Origin of the sequence: Polyangium fumosum (assembly GCF_005144585.1) — a bacterium.
Classification (GTDB): Bacteria; Myxococcota_A; Polyangia; order Polyangiales; family Polyangiaceae; genus Polyangium; species Polyangium fumosum.
This window is the reverse complement of record NZ_SSMQ01000065.1, coordinates 25,371-43,120: the sequence shown is the minus strand read 5'-3', so window position 1 is coordinate 43,120 and position 17,750 is coordinate 25,371. Positions and strand designations below refer to the sequence as shown.

At 65.7% G+C, this 17,750-nt stretch carries 8 protein-coding genes; 2 read left to right on the top strand and 6 right to left on the bottom strand.

Annotation, left to right across the window (positions count from 1 at the left end; genetic code table 11):
- Nucleotides 1-5: 5 nt before the first annotated feature.
- Complete coding sequence (locus E8A74_RS40520; protein ID WP_136934480.1) at nucleotides 6-7,352, bottom strand: Tc toxin subunit A-related protein; 7,347 nt, start codon at nucleotides 7,350-7,352, stop codon at nucleotides 6-8.
- A 163-nt stretch (nucleotides 7,353-7,515) separates the two neighbouring features.
- Here E8A74_RS40520 and E8A74_RS40515 point away from each other — a divergent pair, with 163 nt between their 5' ends.
- Entirely contained in the window at nucleotides 7,516-8,232 is a 717-nt protein-coding gene (locus tag E8A74_RS40515) for a hypothetical protein (RefSeq protein ID WP_136934479.1), read from the top strand.
- Between the two features lie 162 nt (nucleotides 8,233-8,394).
- On the opposite strand, the gene E8A74_RS40510 is transcribed toward E8A74_RS40515, so the two are convergent.
- The 4 genes from E8A74_RS40510 to E8A74_RS40500 all read right to left on the bottom strand — a co-directional run bounded on the left by E8A74_RS40510 (nucleotide 8,395) and on the right by E8A74_RS40500 (nucleotide 10,954).
- Nucleotides 8,395-9,312, bottom strand: coding sequence for a hypothetical protein (locus E8A74_RS40510; protein WP_136934478.1), 918 nt, complete (start codon nucleotides 9,310-9,312; stop codon nucleotides 8,395-8,397).
- Nucleotides 9,313-9,422: 110 nt separating this feature from the next.
- A complete protein-coding gene (locus E8A74_RS55710) occupies nucleotides 9,423-9,557 on the bottom strand; it encodes a hypothetical protein (protein ID WP_269749921.1) in 135 nt (44 codons plus the stop codon).
- 17 nt (nucleotides 9,558-9,574) lie between these two features.
- Nucleotides 9,575-10,693, bottom strand: coding sequence for a phage antirepressor N-terminal domain-containing protein (locus E8A74_RS40505; RefSeq protein WP_136934477.1), 1,119 nt, complete (start codon nucleotides 10,691-10,693; stop codon nucleotides 9,575-9,577).
- A gap of 3 nt (nucleotides 10,694-10,696) precedes the next feature.
- The gene (locus E8A74_RS40500; RefSeq protein WP_136934476.1) at nucleotides 10,697-10,954 is read right to left on the bottom strand and encodes a hypothetical protein; all 258 of its coding nucleotides are present in this window, start codon (nucleotides 10,952-10,954) and stop codon (nucleotides 10,697-10,699) included.
- Between the two features lie 478 nt (nucleotides 10,955-11,432).
- On the opposite strand from E8A74_RS40500, the gene E8A74_RS40495 reads away from it, so the two are divergent.
- Nucleotides 11,433-12,035 (top strand): hypothetical protein, encoded by a 603-nt coding sequence (locus E8A74_RS40495; RefSeq protein ID WP_136934475.1) that lies wholly within the window; start codon nucleotides 11,433-11,435, stop codon nucleotides 12,033-12,035.
- 866 nt (nucleotides 12,036-12,901) lie between these two features.
- Here E8A74_RS40495 and E8A74_RS40490 read toward each other — a convergent pair.
- Nucleotides 12,902-17,695: a DNA polymerase gene (locus tag E8A74_RS40490; RefSeq protein ID WP_170229741.1), complete on the bottom strand. Its 4,794-nt coding sequence runs from the start codon at nucleotides 17,693-17,695 to the stop codon at nucleotides 12,902-12,904.
- Nucleotides 17,696-17,750 lie beyond the last annotated feature (55 nt).

Here is a 17,750-nt window from a genome sequence, read left to right as displayed (position 1 = left end):
CATGATCAGGCCCCCTGCCGCGAGAAGTCGCAGAGGACCCAGATGTTGTCGAGGCCCTCGCCCACGGGGCCCGCAGCCGAGAGTGTCCACGAACCGGCAGCCCAGGATGTTCCGGCGGCAGGCGTCAGCGTCGGGCTCACGGCGAGGCTGTCGAGCGCGCCGGGGCCCTTCACGAGCGTGGTCTGCACGGAGGCAGCCGAGGGCGGCGTGACGTTCACCGCGAGAGGCGTGCCCGCGAAGTACGCCGTGGGGTCTTTCCACGCAGCGAACATCCGCACGGCATTGATCTTCGGGGCGCCGCCATTGCGGCACCTTGGGAAGACGCTCTTCTCGAGCGGCAGTACCAGCGTCTGTGCTGCGCCGGCATCCGGCATGAGGAAGTGGCGCCACTCCGTCGGGAACTCGTCCTTCAACGAGAACAAGCGCAGGCCCGAGAGGAGCAGCGCGGAGTTCTTCTGCGCTTCGGTTTTCAATGAGTCTCCGCCGTCGGTCGCCGTGTAGCGGACGTGCAGAACAACGTCACTCAATGCGTCGAGATCGGTGTTGTTGGCGGAGAGCTCGAGCTTCCAGGTGCCGATGGCACCAGCGCCCTCGAAGGGCAAGTACCGCTCGTCGCGCAGAGACAGCTCGAAGACGCCCGTGTCGTTCTGCGCGCCGCTGATGGCGAGCGAGATCGGGGCGACGTACGGCGTGGTGAATCGGCCGTCGTTCACCTTCTCGGCGTAGCCCCCCGTGAGCTCGGCGCTCTTCCGGACCCGGCTCTTCACCAGCGTGAGCGTGGCGTTGAGCGTGCCGTAGGCATCCGTCACGCAGGGGACGGAGAGGCTGACGGTCTTGATCCGGCGCAGGTAGTGCCCCGGGAAGTCGAGGTCGAACTCGAGCTCGGGCACATCGAACTCGCAGACGCCCTTCTGCTTCAGCTCGAGAAGCTTCTGCGGGGCGAGCTGCGCGAGGGAGATGTGCTTCGTGAGCTCGTACTCGCGCTTGTTCTTGTCGAGGTACGCAGCCTCCATCTGCCGGAGCTCTTGCAACAGCTTCTCCCCAGCGAGCAGGCCGTTTCTCGTGTTGTCCCAGTGCGTGAGCGAGACGTCCGGCGGATCCTTCGCGAGCTCGTGCTTGAACGCCATCGCGGCCCGCCTCGCCATGCCCAGCGCGAGCTTGTAGGCGTCGAAGTACACCGTCGAGACCTCGTTCACCGTCCAGGAATAGAGCGCCTCGTTCGTGAACTTCTCGCGCAGCGTCGCCTCGACGACCTTGGCGTTCTCCACGATGAGGTCGTGGTTCTCGAGGTCCTTCTCCACGAGCGCGAGCCTGATCTCGGCGGCCAAGATCTGCTTGTCGAGCTGCTCGATCTCCTTGGCGGCGACCTTCTCCTGGAGCTTCCAGTCCTCGGCGCGGCGTGTGTAGTAGCCCATCGTCGCGCTCATCGCTGCACCGTCGCGCATCAACGACGCCATCACGCCGAGGGCATTGCCAAACGACTCACCGGACTTCGCCGCGTTCTCGCCCCCGTACACGACCAATGCAGCGGGGCTGGCGATGCCGGCGCCGCCCGTGATTGCCGTGGGAAGAAGGTAGGCCCCCGCTGACTCGGTGTGCGTGACCTGGACGAGGGCCTGGGTGATGGCGGCGGCGCCTGACATCACCATGGCCTGCTCCTCGTAGGAGTTCATGAACGGCAGGCCCTTGTAGTGCTGGTATCGGATCGCGGCGGCCTCACGAGTCTTCTTCAGGCCCGCGAGCGTCTGCTTCGCCTCGTCAATCTGCCGCTTCTTCACCTCGCGGGTAGCGGTGAGTACCGCCGCCTCGTGCGTCGCCCGCAGCAGGGTCAGCTTCTCCGCGTCCTTCTTCTCAAGCGCGGAGAGCAGGGCCGCGCCCAGGGCGATCACGCCGCCGCAGAACTCCATCGCCTTGGCGTGCAGAACCCCGAAGCGGTAGTGGGGCATCGGCACGACCTCGCTGACGTCCTTCCAATTGACGCCCATCGCCGCCGCCTTCACCAGCAGCGCCGGATCGATCGGCGGCGCGAAGAGCGGGAGCGGCCGTGCCTGGCCCTCGATGTTGAGCCCGTGCCTGACGTTGAAGAGCCGGTCTGCGACGAGATCCCAGTACCCGAGGAGCTTGTCGTTCGGCGGGATCGCGAAGTGGGCCGTGTCGATGAGGGGAACATCCCCGGCGCCGTTGAGCTCGGGCACGAGGTTCTCGAGGTCGGCGAGCGGGGCGGAGGCAAGAAGCTCTGCGTATGTCTTCGGAGCAGCCTCGGGCTGCTTGTTCAGCTCGGGCTTCGGGCCGAGGATGTCCGCCGCGAGGATGTAGAGCCCCGTCGCCTCGTTGATCGCCTCGCGCGTGTCCTGGGAGAACAAGTAGTCGCCCCACGCGATCAAGTTGTCGATGTACTTCATCACAACGGCCCGCTGGTACGCGATCGGCCGCATGCGTGCGATGAGATGTGGGTTGAAGGGCTCTTCGCGCCAGGCTTTGATCTGCGCCGCGAGCTCACCGAGGGCTTCTTCATCTCCCGCCGCGAGCGCGGCGAGCTCGGCCGCGAGCGCCTTCGGGTCGGCCTTCTCGCGGAGCGGTTTCACCTTCCAGAACCGCTCCGGGCCGCCTGTGCCCGGGGTGGGATCGAAGATGCGGTGGAACCAGCGCTGGGCCTCCTCGTGCCTGTGGTTCTTCATCAGCATGCAGGCAATGAGGAATGGCGCGTGGAAGAAGACCTCCCAGTTGTACTGGCTGTAGGCACCCGCCAGGGAGAAGTCGATATCATCCACCGGATACGGCTTCTTCACCACGGAGAGCGCCGGCTTGTAGGTCTTCTGGAAGTAGGCGTCGCTCTGGAGCTGGATGGCCGAGCCGTCCGCCGGCCAGCGGTAGAGACCGTCGAGGCCGTCGCCGTCGAGGGCCTCGAGCATGCCGCAGGCGTGCGGGTGGTAGAACGTCTCGATTCGGACCTGGCGCGGGTCGAGCTCGATCGAGATATTGGGGATGTAGAACGGCCCTTCGGCCTGGGCGGGCGGAAGTCCGGGCAGCACTTGTCCCCACGGCTTCATGGGGGACGCCTCTCCCGCTGCCGCGCGCTTGGGCGCTTGAGCTTGGTGCTCGATCCTGACGAGGAAGGTCCTGCTGTCGTCCTTGTAGAAGAACGACGGGTGCGGGAATGCTCCGTGGAGCATGGTCCAGAGCCTCGGCCCGCGCTCCGCGCAGACGAGCCGGTACGCGCTCGGCGTCGCCCCGAGGACCTTCACGTCCTTGTCGGTGAGCACGAAGCCGCGCAGCCAGAGGCCCACGGTGTTCTTGTCCTTGATGAACTCCATCCCCGCGAGGTGCGTGCCGTACGGCGCGCCCGTGGGACATGGATTCGACGCTGAACCACCAGTCAGGCGTCCGTCGCAGCCCAGCACGAGCTCGTACACCCGGCTCGCTCGATCCGGCGGGGCCAACTCTTTTACCGCGCAGAGGATGGCGAGCTGGCCGTTCTTGTACGTGCTCCAGAACGTCAGCGCAGCCGGGTCGCCCTCGGGCAGATCGAGGCGTAGAGGCTCTTCCGGGCCTGTCTTCCTGGGGGACCAACGGCCATTCTGGTACTCGCTCCAGGCCATCTTGAGCCGCATGGGCTTCTTCTTGATGGCAGGCGCCTTGGGGCCTGGGGACTTGTGCGGCTCGTCGATGTCGGGGTCGATGTCCTTCTCGGGTTTTCCGTGCTCGTCGAGCTCGTACTTGTTTTTGTTACCCGCGGGCTTGCCGCCCTTTGGCGCAGATGCCGCATCTTGCCCGGTGTCCTCCGCCTCCTCGAGCAGCGCCCAGAACAAGTACAGCCGGCGATTGTAGACGGCGAGCAGAGCGTGCTCGCTCTGGATATCGAGGTCGAGCTTCTCCCAGGGCGACCACAACTGGTCGACGCGCTGCCGATAGTAGTACACGTGCGGCGAGGTATGCGTCCGGCCGATGACGTGCAGGATGGTGATCCACGAGCTTCCGGTCTTCTGACCCTCCTCGCACACACCGACGATATCGAGGTGAGCCACATCGTGAAGCTTCTGGAGGTACTTGCGGAATGCCCCCTCGGCACGGGCGTCGGTGATGTCCCCCTGGAGTAGCTCGCTCTCGAGCTCCTTGAAGAAGGGCGTCTTGTCGTCGCGCAGCTCGGGCTCGATCCAGTTCTCCGGGTGGAAGAAGATCTTTCGGTTGGCCTCCCAGACCCGGTAGTTCTTCATCCAGGCCCATTGCGTGGCGGCCTCGTCGTCGAGGGACGCGACCGCGGTCTCCAGACCCATGAAGCAGCGCTGGACGAAGAGCTGCACCGAGCTGATCGCCTGCTGGATGCGCGACGTCGTCGGCTTCGGGCTCATCTCCACGTCGACGAGCAGCTCGGCAAAGAGGTCGTTCGTGGAGTCGTACTTGCCCAGCGCGAGCGCGGGGGCGACAAGCGCCTTTCGTTGTAGTTCGCGCAGATCATCCCGGAGCGCCCGCCCGATATCAGGCCAGGCGTCTTCGGTGTACTTCGCCTTCACGGCCAGGCGGACATCATCGGCAAGAGCCGGGGCGGTGAGTACCGCGGGGTCGGCGCTCTCGATCGGAGCCGTTGTGGTAGCCCAGGAGATGGCGCGCGTCGCGGACACGCCGAGTCCCTTCATGACTTGGATCGCGTTCCAGAGGCGGGCGACCGCAGCCTCGTTCTCGAAGCTCGCGGGGAAGACCAGGCCGAGCTTGTTGACGAGGACATCCAGGTCCGCAGCGGGCAGCCCAGCGCGCTCGGCAACGGCCGAGAAGAACGCGGACGCGTCCGCCTTGGTCTCCTTGAGCAGCGCCGAGAACGCATCGAGCAGGCCGGGGGCCGGCGGCGCCGGCGTGGCCGGGGCCTGGGAGAAGACGTCAACAAGCTCGGCGCGCGAGGTTCCGAAGTGCGCGAGCAGGATGTCCGTCTCCTCGGCCCAGACGTCGAACGGCGGCGCCGGGGGGAACTTCCCCTGCGCGAGCGCCTTGTAGGCCGTGAAGCGCGCCTTGCCATGGATGGGCTGGGGTGAGAGCGCGAGTTCCTCCGCGGTGCCCACGGTCTTGATGTGCGCGTCGAGGAGAACCGACGGGTCAACCGCGTGGGCGAGGCGGAACTCGAGGATCTCATCGGCGAGATCCACGTACGGCACCTCGGTCAGGGTGTTCGCGCAGGAGAGCTCGATGCGTGCGATATCCGGGCGGCGGGACAGAAGAACATCACGGGCCGTGTTGGGGTCGCCAGGCTTCTTCTGCGTGGCCGAGTAGCGGCCCAGGAAGTCGAGGACGTCGACGAGGTAGGCAGCCGGGCCGTAGATCGACGCGCAGTGCTCGCACGCGAGGTTCTGCGGGCCGAAGATGTCCATGAGCGTGGCGGCGTCACCCGTGCTTGCGAGGTCCGGAGCGGGGAGGACGTAGAGCCCAGGCGGCCGAGCGACGGAGGCGAACTTCCCGAAGAGCGCGAGGGCGCCGCTCGTGATCTGCTGGGCCTTCTGGAAGAGGGTCTCGGCCTTGGACTGGCCGCCGAGCACCTGGCTGTACGACTTGATGAACGCCGGCTTGCCGAGCTTCTGGATGCCCTGCGCGGAGTGGATGCCCGCGGAGAAGAGCACGTTCATCTCGCTGGGGCTGGGCGTCACCTTGAAGAGGCGCTCGAGGGCTTCGAGGTTCGCCGTCGCGGTCTTCGGCGAGGATAGGCCGTCGAGGGCGCCCGGCTTCTCCTGCAAGTAGGAGCGCACCTGGGTCTTGCCGATCTCGAAGTCCGGGTTCTTCGAGAAGAACAGTGCGAGGTCTTGATCAGCCTTGCCCTGGAGCTGCCCCGCGAGCGCGGCCGTGGGGAGGGTGTTCGCCAGCGTGTCGGTCAAGAGCAGCGCGTAGTTCGCGCTCTTCTCCTTGTCGTCGGCGCCCAGCACGTCAGGCGGGGCGCCGATGGGTGCGCCGTCGATGCCCTTCTCGAGGAGGGCGAGCCAGTCGGGGATGGCGAGCTTCGCGAGATCGGCGAGCGACGACCACATCCCGCTGCGACGCCATTCGTCGAGGGCACGAACAAGGGGCAGGTGCTGGCGGCTGAGCGTGGCGAGCTGCAGGGCGAGCTGCATGCGGTCGACGAGCCCTTCTTCTTTGAACATCGGGTGTTCCCGAAGTCCTTGCCAGAAGCCGTCGACCGGCCCTTCGTACTGGAGGTAGGCCGAGACCAGCGCTTCCCGCGCATCTCGGGTGGGAAGCGCGATGGCGAGGAGATCGCCCAGAGAGATCCCAGTCTCCACCGGCTCGAAGGCGAGCTGCACGGCGGCCCTGTGGAGCGCAGCGAGGATGGCGTCGACCTGATCCCGGAGCATCGCCGGGATCAGGTTGTGCTCGAGCGCGAGAAGAAGCGCCCGGCGCTGCTCGGATGGCCTCGTCGTGAGCAGGGCACGGCGCTCGCGGGGGAGTCCTTCGCGGAACAACCCGTAGAGGGCCGCGGGGTGAATCCCGAGGGCGCGTGCGAGCTGCGTAGCCGTGACGAGGGCGTCGAGATCATCCAGATCGAGGCGCAGGCTGCACGCGAGGTGGCGAATGTCCTCCTCGGTGAGGTCCGTCAGAGAGGCGCCGCGGATGGCAGGGGCCAGAAGAACAACAAGGCGCTCGTAGGCCGAGGGGCCGCGGTAGACCTCGCCGCCCATCACCAGGTTCACGGTCGCCGTGGGCGGCGCGTGGCAGAGCTTCTTCTCGGCCGTGACGGCGCGCTCCGCGTCGTACACGCGCACGACGAGATCAGCAGCCGACTTCCGGTGCCCGCGCCCGGGGCCGGGATCGAAGAGCGCCACGTCGAGCAGCGTGCCGGTGTACTCGAAGTCCTGGGCGAGCTTGTCGGCCGCGTAGACGATTCGGTAGCTACCAGTATCGCTGGTCGTGGCCTCGCCGAGGAGCTGCTCCTCCCGGAGGTTCCGGTTGTAGGCGCGCACGACGAGGCCCGCGCGTGGCGCCCCCGCGGCCGTGACTACCCGACCACGTACGAGGAAGGGTGCCGGGGTGAAGCTGCGCGTACTCGTCGAGCGGTTGATCTCGATTCGCACCGCGCTCTCCGGGCGATCGACCCGCCAGGGGACCGAGCGCTCTGTGCTGGCGATGCAGGTGGCGCCCTCGAAGACGCGGAAGAACAGCACCGGGACACGGTCGAGGAAGAGCTCACGCAGGTGCCGGCTCTCAAGAACAATGCGGAAGATGCCGAGCGCGTCAGAGACGGCGCACGCGACCAAGTCGTTGCAGAGCCGCCCCTTGTCCCACGCCTCTACGCGCACATCGGGCAGCCCTTGCCCGGTCTGGATGTCGACGACTCGCCCCGTGAGGATGTACTCGTCGCCCCCGTACCCCTGCTGCATCGTGACCTCCCGTTCCGGTGGCGATGATAACGCCGGACGGGCGCAGGCTGCTCCGACTCCGTGCAGCACATCGGACCGAAAATGTCACTTCCGCCAGCAGTACGAGAACCGTCGAAGGTGGACGAAGCCCCTGCTCAAGACATCTACGTGCACGGAGGGCCGCGTGATGCACGCGGGTACGCGCATGTGGGTAGAAGCCGAGGGAGAGCCGTTGATGTTCCGCTGGTCCTTCGGCTTTACTTGGGGGCTCTACAAGCGGCACGCCGAGGCGGGCGACATCCTCGACGACGCCCTGCTCGTGCATGCCTGCCGTCTACGCGCCATCGACCTGAGCCGCCATCTCGCCTCCGGCGATCGGACGCAGAGGCTCAAGGACGTCTTCGACCAGCGCAACTACAACCGCCGCCGCGTCGAGGTCCTGGGCCTCGGCGAGTACGTCGCGGAGTTCGAGGACAACCCGCAGATCGACAACGAGGAGTCGAACGCGGATGTCGGCAGGGCACGGGCACACAGCCTGAACCCGACGGGTCGGATCATCAGCGCCATCAGCCTGAACGAATGGCTCGAGACGCTGGCTCCGCGGGACCGCCAGCTCATCGAGCTGCGTGCCGCCGGACACGGCCTCGACGAGGTCGGCGCCGCGCTCGGCATGGACAGGGTTGCCGTCTGCCGCAGGGTCAAGGTACTCGGCGAGCTTCTGGCCGAGCATGCCGGCATGCCAGATGCTGTCCATCACAGGCAGCTCAAGCGCGCAAAGGCGAGCGAGGAGCCGGCGCCGGAGAGCGGCATCCGGGCGAAGGTGATAAGGGGCAGGCCCAAGAAGTCGGTGGCGTCTCAACAGTCGCACAAGCCGTCTCGGCGAGCGCGGCAAGCGGCTTGATGCCGCAGAGAACGGGCTTGTTCCGTTCTCATAGCTCCGGGTTCGGTGACCGAGTCGGCCCGCAACGGAGATTGTTCCGCGCACCTCGTCCGGACGCGAGGCCGGTTCACCGATGCTAGGCGCGCATCGGGGACGTGCCGGAGTCTTTATGAGTAACTGGGGCTACAATTGGGTCGTGACGAAGAGGGCCTGCTCCTCGTTGAGCCAGTACTCCGTGGTCCGTGGAGCACGCTTCGCTGCGAAGTGCTGGTCGTCGAACACGAGGCGCCTGCCAGCCGTCCGATGGGGTGCTGACGGTTTCGTGGCACAGAAGTGGTTCTGTGGTACGGGAATCGCTGCGTAGAGCTCGATGGCACTCTTCTGACGGAGCGCCAGGAGGCGAAGCCGCTGCTCTTCCGCACTGACATCGTCGACAGGCGCGTGCGTCTTCTGAGGGACCTCACCTCGAACCACCGCCAGGAAAACCCGCACGATCGCTTTGGTAAGCTCGATCGCCTTCGGCATACGCAGACGCGTCACGAGGAGCAGCGCAGCCTCCTCGTTGAGGTAGTACTCGGGCACCCAGCGCTTGGCCCCAGAACCGATGGCCACCTGGACCTTCACTTCATGGACCAGCGGACCATTCTCGGCGCCACCGAGAATGGTCATGGCGTCGCGCACCAGTCCATCAGCAAGCGCCTTCTGGATGGTCGTACGGATGTCGTGCGGGTTTGCGAGGGCTGCCTTCTCTGCCAGGTCGAGATCCCGCAGCCAGTGCTCCCCGCCATCGCTCGTGAACAGGGTCCAGTCCTCCACCGTGACCGGCACGAGCGTCTCTGTGGGCGCTTTCACGTCTGGCTCTGCAACCGAATCCGTAACGTCGTGGTCTGCAGGTGCAGCCTTGGGCGTGGTCCGGGGGCCGTACTTGGGCGGGTTCTCGACGAGGTCCTTGGCCATCGCCACTGCCTCCTCGATCGGTTTGCCCTCGATCTTGATGGCGAGCTCGACGAGAAGATCCTGCCGATTGGCGACCCTGGTATCGACGGGCTCCGCGCACACCCAGGCGGGCAGCCGGCCGTTGCGGCGCAGGCGCCGTATCATGGCGCGGTCGGTGCTGGTCTTGGGCAGGGCCTGGCCCGGCCATACGTGGTGGTTATCGCGCGAGGAGCAGCTTGGCAGCCCATGAGGCTCCCCCGCCTGGGCGCTTCCGGTTACTTCGAGATTGCTGCCCTGACGAGCTGCTCGAGGCCGCACTGCGCCGAAACCATCCCGGCCGCCAGCGCAAAGCAGAGAACGATCTCCAGCACGCTCTTCACCAGCGGGGGCAGGTTCATCTTGTTTTTCATTGCGCTTCTCTTCCACCCTACTGGAGGCTATCGAGCTGCTTGATCTTGTTCTCCAGGGCGAGCTTACCCCGGGTATTGTAGACCCAGTTGTTATGCACGCCGCGCTCGTTCGTGAACGCCTTGAACTGCCCGAACGCGAGGTCGCCGTGGAGTCCCAGCGTCTTCGCGATGTTGTTCACGCGCTGCCCGCTGTAGTTGTAGGGCTGGCCGATCTCGGACGCAGTGAACGTAGCGCCGGGGGTAAAGGGCGGCGGCGGGAGCCGCAGATCAACAGCCGGAGGGGGCGGCACGGGCGTCGGGATGAGCCTCGCCCCATCAAGCGGAGGCAAAGGCGTGCCTGCCGTCATCTCCTCGAACGCGCGGTCGAAGAGAGGCCGATCGCGCTCGGTGTACGAATACACCAAACGATCGGCGCCGTTCACCTCGCGCGGCTGCTTCGGCGGATCCTGCCCATAACGCTCGAAGTACAAAGCCTTCACGCGCTTGCCGAACTTTGGCCCGTTCTCTTTCTGCTGCTTGGGCGTAAGGCCACGACCCTCGAGATAGCCTGCCACCGAGAGGAGCGGGTTCTCGATGACCGGCTTCTCGCCTGTAACGAGCGCGACGGCGTGCTCGACGCGATGTCGCAGGTAGTCCTCGCCGTAGAGGCCAGGGATCACCGTCAGCAACTCCAGCGCGCGCTTCTGGCGGAGCGCCAGCATATTGATCTGCTCGGCCAGCGACGGGGGCGGGGTAACGGCGCGGGGCTCTTCTTCGCGCACCTGCGCGGGCATCGGGATGCCGACGAAGTACGCCGCCAGGACATCGGCTGCCTCCTTCTGGAAGCGCTCGAGCGTGGTGCGAATCCCTGGCTTCACCTTCGTGACGTTGATCGTGGCGAGCCACATGGGGAACGCCTTCAAGGGGATGACGGAGGTCTGGTAGCGCTTCCCGTCTGGTCCAGTCGTGAACATCATGTTCACACCTGCCCACGGCTTGCTCTTCAGCTTCGAGAGCTGGCGGTTCTCTGCCACCCCCAGCACCTCACACACCCTCCGAACCGAGACCCAAACCGCACCTCCGTCATCCTTGCCGGCCTCGAGCTCAGCGTCGCAGACGTTGACCTTCACCAATTGGATCTTCTTCTCGTCGTTCATGGTTCACTCCTTCTTGTTTCCGATCCGGCGCTGGTAGAGCTCCCGAATCGCGACACGCACCACCTGCGAGCGGTTGCCTTCAAACGCCGGCAGCATCGCCAGCTCGCCCAACTTCTTATCGTCCTCCGGCGTCACCCGCGGTTGAATAACGGGCCCGGCAATCGTCGCTGGCCTTCCCGGCGGCCGACCCGTGCGCTTTCGACTGCTCGACATTGCAGCCTCCTTTTGCCCGAGATTAACGAATGCGTTCTTTTTTCGCAAGCAAGGGCTCCGATGTCAATTTGATCTGGATTAGCGCCGCGCGCATAGAGCAGCTATGAGCGGCGATTCAAGGCACTACGGGGCAGCCGGTCCACGGAATATTGCCGCGGTCCACGGATGAATAGAACTACGCAGCGCGGAGCACCCGGTCTTGCCCCCAATTCCAAGCATTTTCTCTAGCGCAATTCGCTCAGGCGGGGTAGATTCGTGGAACTACAATTCAGCGACCATGCAGCGCTGAGCGCCCGAGGAACTACGCTGGATGCTTCGCGCTGCCGGCGTCGATGCGGAGGTCGAGATGTTCGTGCATTGGAAGAAGGTCCCGCTCTCGGACCGAGCCTATCGAGATCCATACTGCAGCCACGCTGGTCCCGGGCGGTCGACGTTGACGCCGCTCATCAAGGAGTCCTATCGCAAGGGCGGCAAGCCCAGAAACCGCACCCTATGGCGTCCTTCGCGGGGCATCAGGACGTGCTGCGTGGAGGACAAGAACGACCCCACGGCGCGTGTTGAATGGTGGCAGCAGTTCGAGATCGATTTCTGGCGCCTTCAGGAGGGTCTCGACGAGTCCGAACGCGCTCGCCTGCGTGAGCACTACAAGTGGATCACGGATGGGATCGCCCAGGTGGTCCCACGGCCCTCGCCGGCCGAGGAGGCATTGTGGTTCTGCATGAAGAGCCTGCAGCAACCCTGGCGATCTGGAGAAACGTTTGAGCAGCGGCGTACGCGTCTTCTTCAGGAGGCGCGGCGGCTCGTGGAGGAACGACAGCGCCTGTGGTGGGAAACTGAGCGCGGCTTCTGGAGGCAGAAGGCAGAGACCGCTCAACGTGAGCCGCCCCGGGAGCGCACAGCAGGCAGCACGCAGGCTCCTGGTCCGAAAAAGGCAGCGGACACGACGCCGTGGTTTATCCGGGAGCTCGGGCTGACGTGGCCGTGTACCGAGGAGGACGTGAAGGCTGCTTGGCGCCGGGGGGTGAAGACACGTCACCCCGATCAGGGCGGATCGAGCGAGGCGTTCATCGCCTTCAAGAAAGCCTACGACAACGCCGTCGAGTTCTTGCGAAGGCAGGCGGCTGCATAGCCCGGCGGGCTTACCCGCCGATGAGCGAGCCGCACCTAACAGGCTGTCGCGCTCACTGCAGCGCATTCGCCGCCCCCCACGTCGGCGCGCGGTACAGGCGCACGTGCGGCCCGGGAGGAGACGACGGGGTGTTGGGGACCATCAACCACAAGAACCAGCCCCACCTCCTCGACCGCATCGCTTGCAAGTCCCCGAGCAAGATCAGGAATCAGGCGCCGAGGCGAATCAATCGCGCACCTGGATGGCTGGATCTGAATGCGTCGGTCGAGGTAGTTGGCGGCAGCGCTTCGTATCGGGAATGTCGATTGTTCTGCGGAAGAAGGGCCCGTCGGCGATGGCCGCAGACGCCCGGCAACCCCGTTCTCAAGGCTCGCCAGCGAGGTCGGGCCACAGCTCGGCCGCTCGGCGACAAAGTCGCGACGTCGCGACTTTTTAGGCTGCGGACCTGCCCCAGACGCAGCTGTCGGCACCTCGGGCGCGCAGCGGGACCGGCAGGTACTGACAGGGCTCCAGAGCCAACCTCTCCGAGGAAGCATCTCCATACGCGGCCCGCGTCGATCCCAAGCCCCCGGAGAGCGAAACCCTGGCTATCCAGCCACTTCGCGATCCGGATGGGTCCTGAGCTTTGGGCCCGCTCGGAACATCCAGGTGCCTGATCCCCGAGGGAGTCATAGCGCTGTGTAGAATCACAAGGGGACGTGCCGAATCCCTGTACGGGCAAAAGAAGCGCCTATTCTCGTGCTTTACCTGTGCTTCACGCCGGGTTGGTGGAGGGCGTGGGGGTTGATCGGCACGCCCAGGATCGTGACCACGGTGGGCGTGAACCGATAGGCGGGGAGCTCGTGTGCCCACCGCCCGTAGCCCGTCTACTTCTCCCAGCGCGACATCACCTTCGGCTCGACCACGATCGGCACCGAAGGCACGTACTTCTGCATCCCGGCGATCATGCAGTCGCGCATGAGCACCTTGACCTCCTCGGCGTGTTCTTCGGGGGCTTCAACGAGGAGTTCGTCATGCACCGCGAGGATCATCTGCGCCCCGAGCCGCTTGAGGTGCGGTGCGAGGAGCACCATCGCCTGCTTGATGCCGTCGGCCGCGGTGCCCTGGATGGGTGTGCACAGCTTGGCGTTGTACTGGTTCGGCTCGCCGAACCATCGAATGCGCCCGCTCGCAGTACGCAGCCCGTCCGGCTTTTCTTCTCGCACGTACTCGTGCCAGTACTGCACGCGGACGTAGAGCTCGAAGTACTTCCGCTTGTACTCCTCGGCCTCTTCGAGGCTCATCACCACCCCGAAGTTTTCGAGGGCGTAGGTCACGAGCGACGCCGCTCCCATGCCGTTCATCAGGCCGAAGTTGATCGCCTTGGCCTTATTACGCGCATCTTTCGTAACAGCATCAGGAGACACGCCCAAGATGTGCATCGCGGTCTCGGTGTGCGGGTCTCGCCCTTGCTGGAACAGCTCGACGAGGCGCTCATCGCCGGTGAAGTCCGCGAGGACGCGAAGCTCGATCGCGTTGTAGTCGCCGACGATCAGCTTCTTGCCCCGGGGAGCCTGGATGCATCCCCGGACCTTGTTGTCGCGTGGCAGCGCGAGCAGGTTCGGCCGGGAGCAGGACATGCGCCCTGTCGCGCAGCCGAGCTGATGCAACGAAGCATGCACCCTGCTGTTCTCGTCCAACATTCGCAGGACTTCTTTTCCTGGCCCGGCGACGAAGCCGTGGAGGCTTCGGAACCGCACCAGGTCTTGAACGAGGGGAACATGCGCGAAGGGCGCGAGCGCATCACCGCCAGTGCGAGGCACGATGATGCCCTCCTGGCCGAGCAGAGTGCGCACCTCCTTGTCGTTGTGGATGTTGACGCCCCTGGCCTCGAAGCGCTTCTTGATCAGCTCCGCCTCTGCGCCCCACGCGGCCACGATGCTCGCCCACTCCATGCGGTTGATGGGCACGCCCGCGAGCTCCATCTGCGCGATACGGGGGAGGAGCGCCAGCTCGAGCGCGGCGACTTCTTCCAGGCCGCATTGCTTGATCTCCTCGCGCAGGCAGTCGGCGATGCGAAGCACATCCCGCGCTTCTGCCAGCACCGTCTCGTGTTCTCGTTGCACGCCTGTTCCCGCCCGCGCATTGTCGTTCGAGGAGAGCCCCGCTTCCGCGCGAGCGCGCTCGAGGTTGAAGTACTTCGGATCATCAATGTGCTCTCCGAGATCGCGTAGCTTCCAGAGCAGCATCGTGTCGAGCGCGGCCTTCGGCTCCACGCCCAGGTGATGGGCGAGGTGCATGAGCGACGCCTTCATGTCGTGACCCACGACGGTCACATCCCGGAGGACATCGGCGAGTGGCCCGAGGGCCCCTGGCTTCGACAGGTCGAGCACGCAGAGCTGCCCGTCCGGCGTGGCCAGGGCGAGCAGGCTCGGCCGGTCGACGATCGGGCGGGCCCCCGTCGAGCGCATCGCCATGCCGACCCTACCGGCACGGGAAGCGGCCGTGGCGAACGTGGCGACATCTGGGGTGAGGTCCGTCTCCTGGCCCGACCTCGGGCCCGACGTGGCCCTACCAGGCTGGACCACGATTCCCTCTGTAGATCCAGCGGTTGGAGCCCCTGGCCCTACTGGCCCTACCTTTTCAGGGGCAGGGGTGGCTCCCATAGGGGAAGCACCACGTAGGGAGAGATCTCCTCCCACCTGCTCCGAAGCGCCGCCCTGTTGGGAGCTACCCTCTGGGAGGTAGGGCCGGTAGGGCCACCTCTCAGAATTGGCTGGATTCGCCTCGGAAACGCTCGATTCCACGGTAGGGCCACGGTAGGGCCGCGGTAGGGCCAGTAGGGCCGGGTGCGGGAGCTGCAGCGATACCGGGTGGAGAGCAGGCGGCCCAGCATCCCCACTGCACCCCGCAGGGCGCTGCCCGGACCCGCTCGCAGGCCCCGCACCACCTCCCGGCCCAGAGCCCCCCTCGGGCCCGTCGTCGGGGTCATCGTCGTCGGGCTCGTCCGCGTTGTTGCCGAACTCCTCGTCGATGCGCGCCTCGATCTCGCTCGGATCGAGGAGGTAGTGTTTGGGCAGCTCCACCACCCGCACCCGGGCCCCGCCGACGCGCCGCTTGGGGTGCAGGTTCTTCCCATCGCCCTTCGAGGTCAGCCCTTCTTCCACGAGCTGCGCCCAGAACGCCTGCTGGTCGAGCGGCATCGGCTCGTTCATGGCCCTGAGGGCCTGCACGAAGGACTCGTACGCAGCCTCGGGGACCAGGTAGACGAACTTGTCGTCGACCCAGCCGATGTTTTTGCCGCCGCCGACATCGCACGACGTGGGAACGGTGCCGTGCTCCTCGGTCTTCGTAAGCGGCAGACTCTTGGTCACCAGACCGACCCGACCTTGCGTGAGGAGCGACTTGAGCACGGAGAGAAAGCGCCGGCTCGGCTTCATCTCCGTGGCCAGGCGCGCCTGGTCGCGGCTGTTCGCCACGAGCGCGGCCTTCACCTTCTCGATGTAGGCGCTTGCCCCGGCGGCGTCGAGAACGCCCATGTCGACCGCGAACTCCGCGAAGTAGTGCGCGCCGACGAGCAGGTGCGCCATCGCCTCCGGCGCACGCAGATGAACATCACCCTGTTGCTGGAGAGCCGCCGCGTACTTCTCGTGAATCTCCACGGCCTCCGTGCGGATGCTGTCCAGGCGCGGCAGAAGCCATTCGATGTAAGCTCGAAGCGCATGCGGCAAGCGGCGGCGTGCCTGCTGCAAGTACCTCAGCTTCGCGAGGTCGACATCTTCGCGCCGCATGCGGATGGTGATGAGACGCGCCCGGATCGAGCTGCCCTCGGGGAGTTGTTCTCCGGTCGTGATGACGAGGGCCCTCGGCGGCCGGCTCTGCCGGAGGTGTAAGTCGCGGGTGAGGCGCTGGCGCGCGTTGCCGTTGCCGACCGATCGGAAGACCTGCGCCGCCTTCTTGTGGTACTCGTCGCCGGGGTCTGCACTCTTCGGCACGTAGTCGTCGATGACGACAGGCATGTCCTTCATCGTGAAGAGGTGCGCTTCGATCGCATTGGACGTGGAGGTCCAGCTCAGCGGCAGCGTCTTGTGGTCGAAGAGGCCGTAGTGCGACAGGGCAACAGCCGAAACGGAGCTCTTCAAGCTGCCGCTCAGCCCGTAGGGCGCGATGGCTGCGTCGCAGTAGAGCACGCTCTGCAACGGCGCCCTGTACATCGCCGCGTGAAGCACGGCCGTGATCCTTGAATCGGCGACGTCGAGGAAGTCGAGCGACAGCCGAACGGCATCGGCGACGTCTTCTGCCAGCTCAGGCAGCTCGTAGCGGTGGAAGATGTCGTCGATGTCGACGGCGACATCTGCCGCTCCGACCGCGCCGTTCGCATGGAGGAAAATCAGATCTCCATGGTGCTTGCGCAGCCCCGTGTGCGTGTACGTCGTAGACGAGGCCGGATTCGAGTTCTCCTGGACCGCAGCTCGGAGATGCCCGGCCGCGCGGGGAAGGGCAAACACAACCGCCCTCGCGCCCCACTTCTTGAGCGGCCAGTCGTCGCTCGCGAACTCCGACGGGTTGACGTGCACCGCGTGGAGCTGCTCGCCCGTCACGAGCGTGCCGGCCACCGTGAAGCGCCGTTGCTGCTCGACGCCATCATCGAGCACCTCCTCGTGCTCGATGCTGGCAGTGAAGTTGCAGATCGGCTCATGCGTGACGACGTCGCCGATTCGGTGGACGAGGCACAACTGGCCATTGTGGACGTCGTATTTCCTGCAGGTCGAGACCACCTCGGGCGCCGATGCTGCCTTCTCTTTGCCCTTGTCCTCCATCCGCCTCATCGCGCGGTGGAAGTCGCTCGGCGTCACCTTGAACTTCTTCAAGAGCCACAGCACCTCCTTTTCGGTGCCGATGCCGCGCTCCTTGATCGAAGCCAGAAAGGGCAGCTCATCGAGGAGCGCAGCGGCCGCGCGAGCGAGCTCCTCGTTCGTGGTGAAGCGCGTGGAGAGGTACTGGACCCGCTCAACAGGGTTGGCGGGAACAGCCGCGTCGATGACCGCTTGCAGGGCGGCAGGCCCATGGGCCGCGAGGAAGTCATCCGGCCCCTGATCCTTGCCGTTCGGTTTCAGCGGGAGCGCGGCCACCCGCACCCTCGCGCCGGCCTTCTGGAGGCCCAAGACGAGCCTCGCTTCATCGCGGGCGACGCTCGGGTTCGTGGCACGCCCGGCATCGAACAGAATCCCGACCTCGCGGCCTTGGAGCGGGATCTTGTCCCAGCTCCCGTTCAGGTATCTATCACCACCCTTGGTGGTGAGGGTCGTCGCGGTTCCCCCGAGACCGACGGCTGGAAAACCATGCTGCGTGAGCGCCAGCGCCTTGATGGGCGCCTCGACCACGTAGAGACGCTGTCCCACGTCTTGCGGCGGGATATCTGCCGGAACGTAGATGGGGACCTCGACGCCCGCAGGGGCGAGATACCGCGCGTTATCGAGCGGCGTGTCGAGGCGGATACGCGCGTAGCCTTCGTTCGGGTAGGGGATGCACAGGCCGGAGCAGGGCAGCGGGGTGCCCCTCCCGATCCGCTTCGCCCCTTCTTCTGGGGAGACAGTATGCAAGCCGGCGCGGGCCGCTCGCTCCGGATCGATGGCGCGCTCTTTCAAGTAGTTGATGTGATGAGACTCGAGGGGCAGCACCTGTGCGCCCTCTGTATTGGTTTCCGTAGAAGCGCATGCTAGATTCATGTCTACC

Bases quoted from the DNA above. Each gene is read 5' to 3' on its own strand.
- E8A74_RS40510 (WP_136934478.1), bottom strand. From the start codon at position 9,312: ATGATACGGCGCCTGCGCCGCAACGGCCGGCTGCCCGCCTGGGTGTGC.
- E8A74_RS40520 (WP_136934480.1), bottom strand. From the start codon at position 7,352: ATGCAGCAGGGGTACGGGGGCGACGAGTACATCCTCACGGGGCGAGTC.
- E8A74_RS55710 (WP_269749921.1), bottom strand. From the start codon at position 9,557: ATGAAAAACAAGATGAACCTGCCCCCGCTGGTGAAGAGCGTGCTGGAG.
- E8A74_RS40505 (WP_136934477.1), bottom strand. From the start codon at position 10,693: ATGAACGACGAGAAGAAGATCCAATTGGTGAAGGTCAACGTCTGCGAC.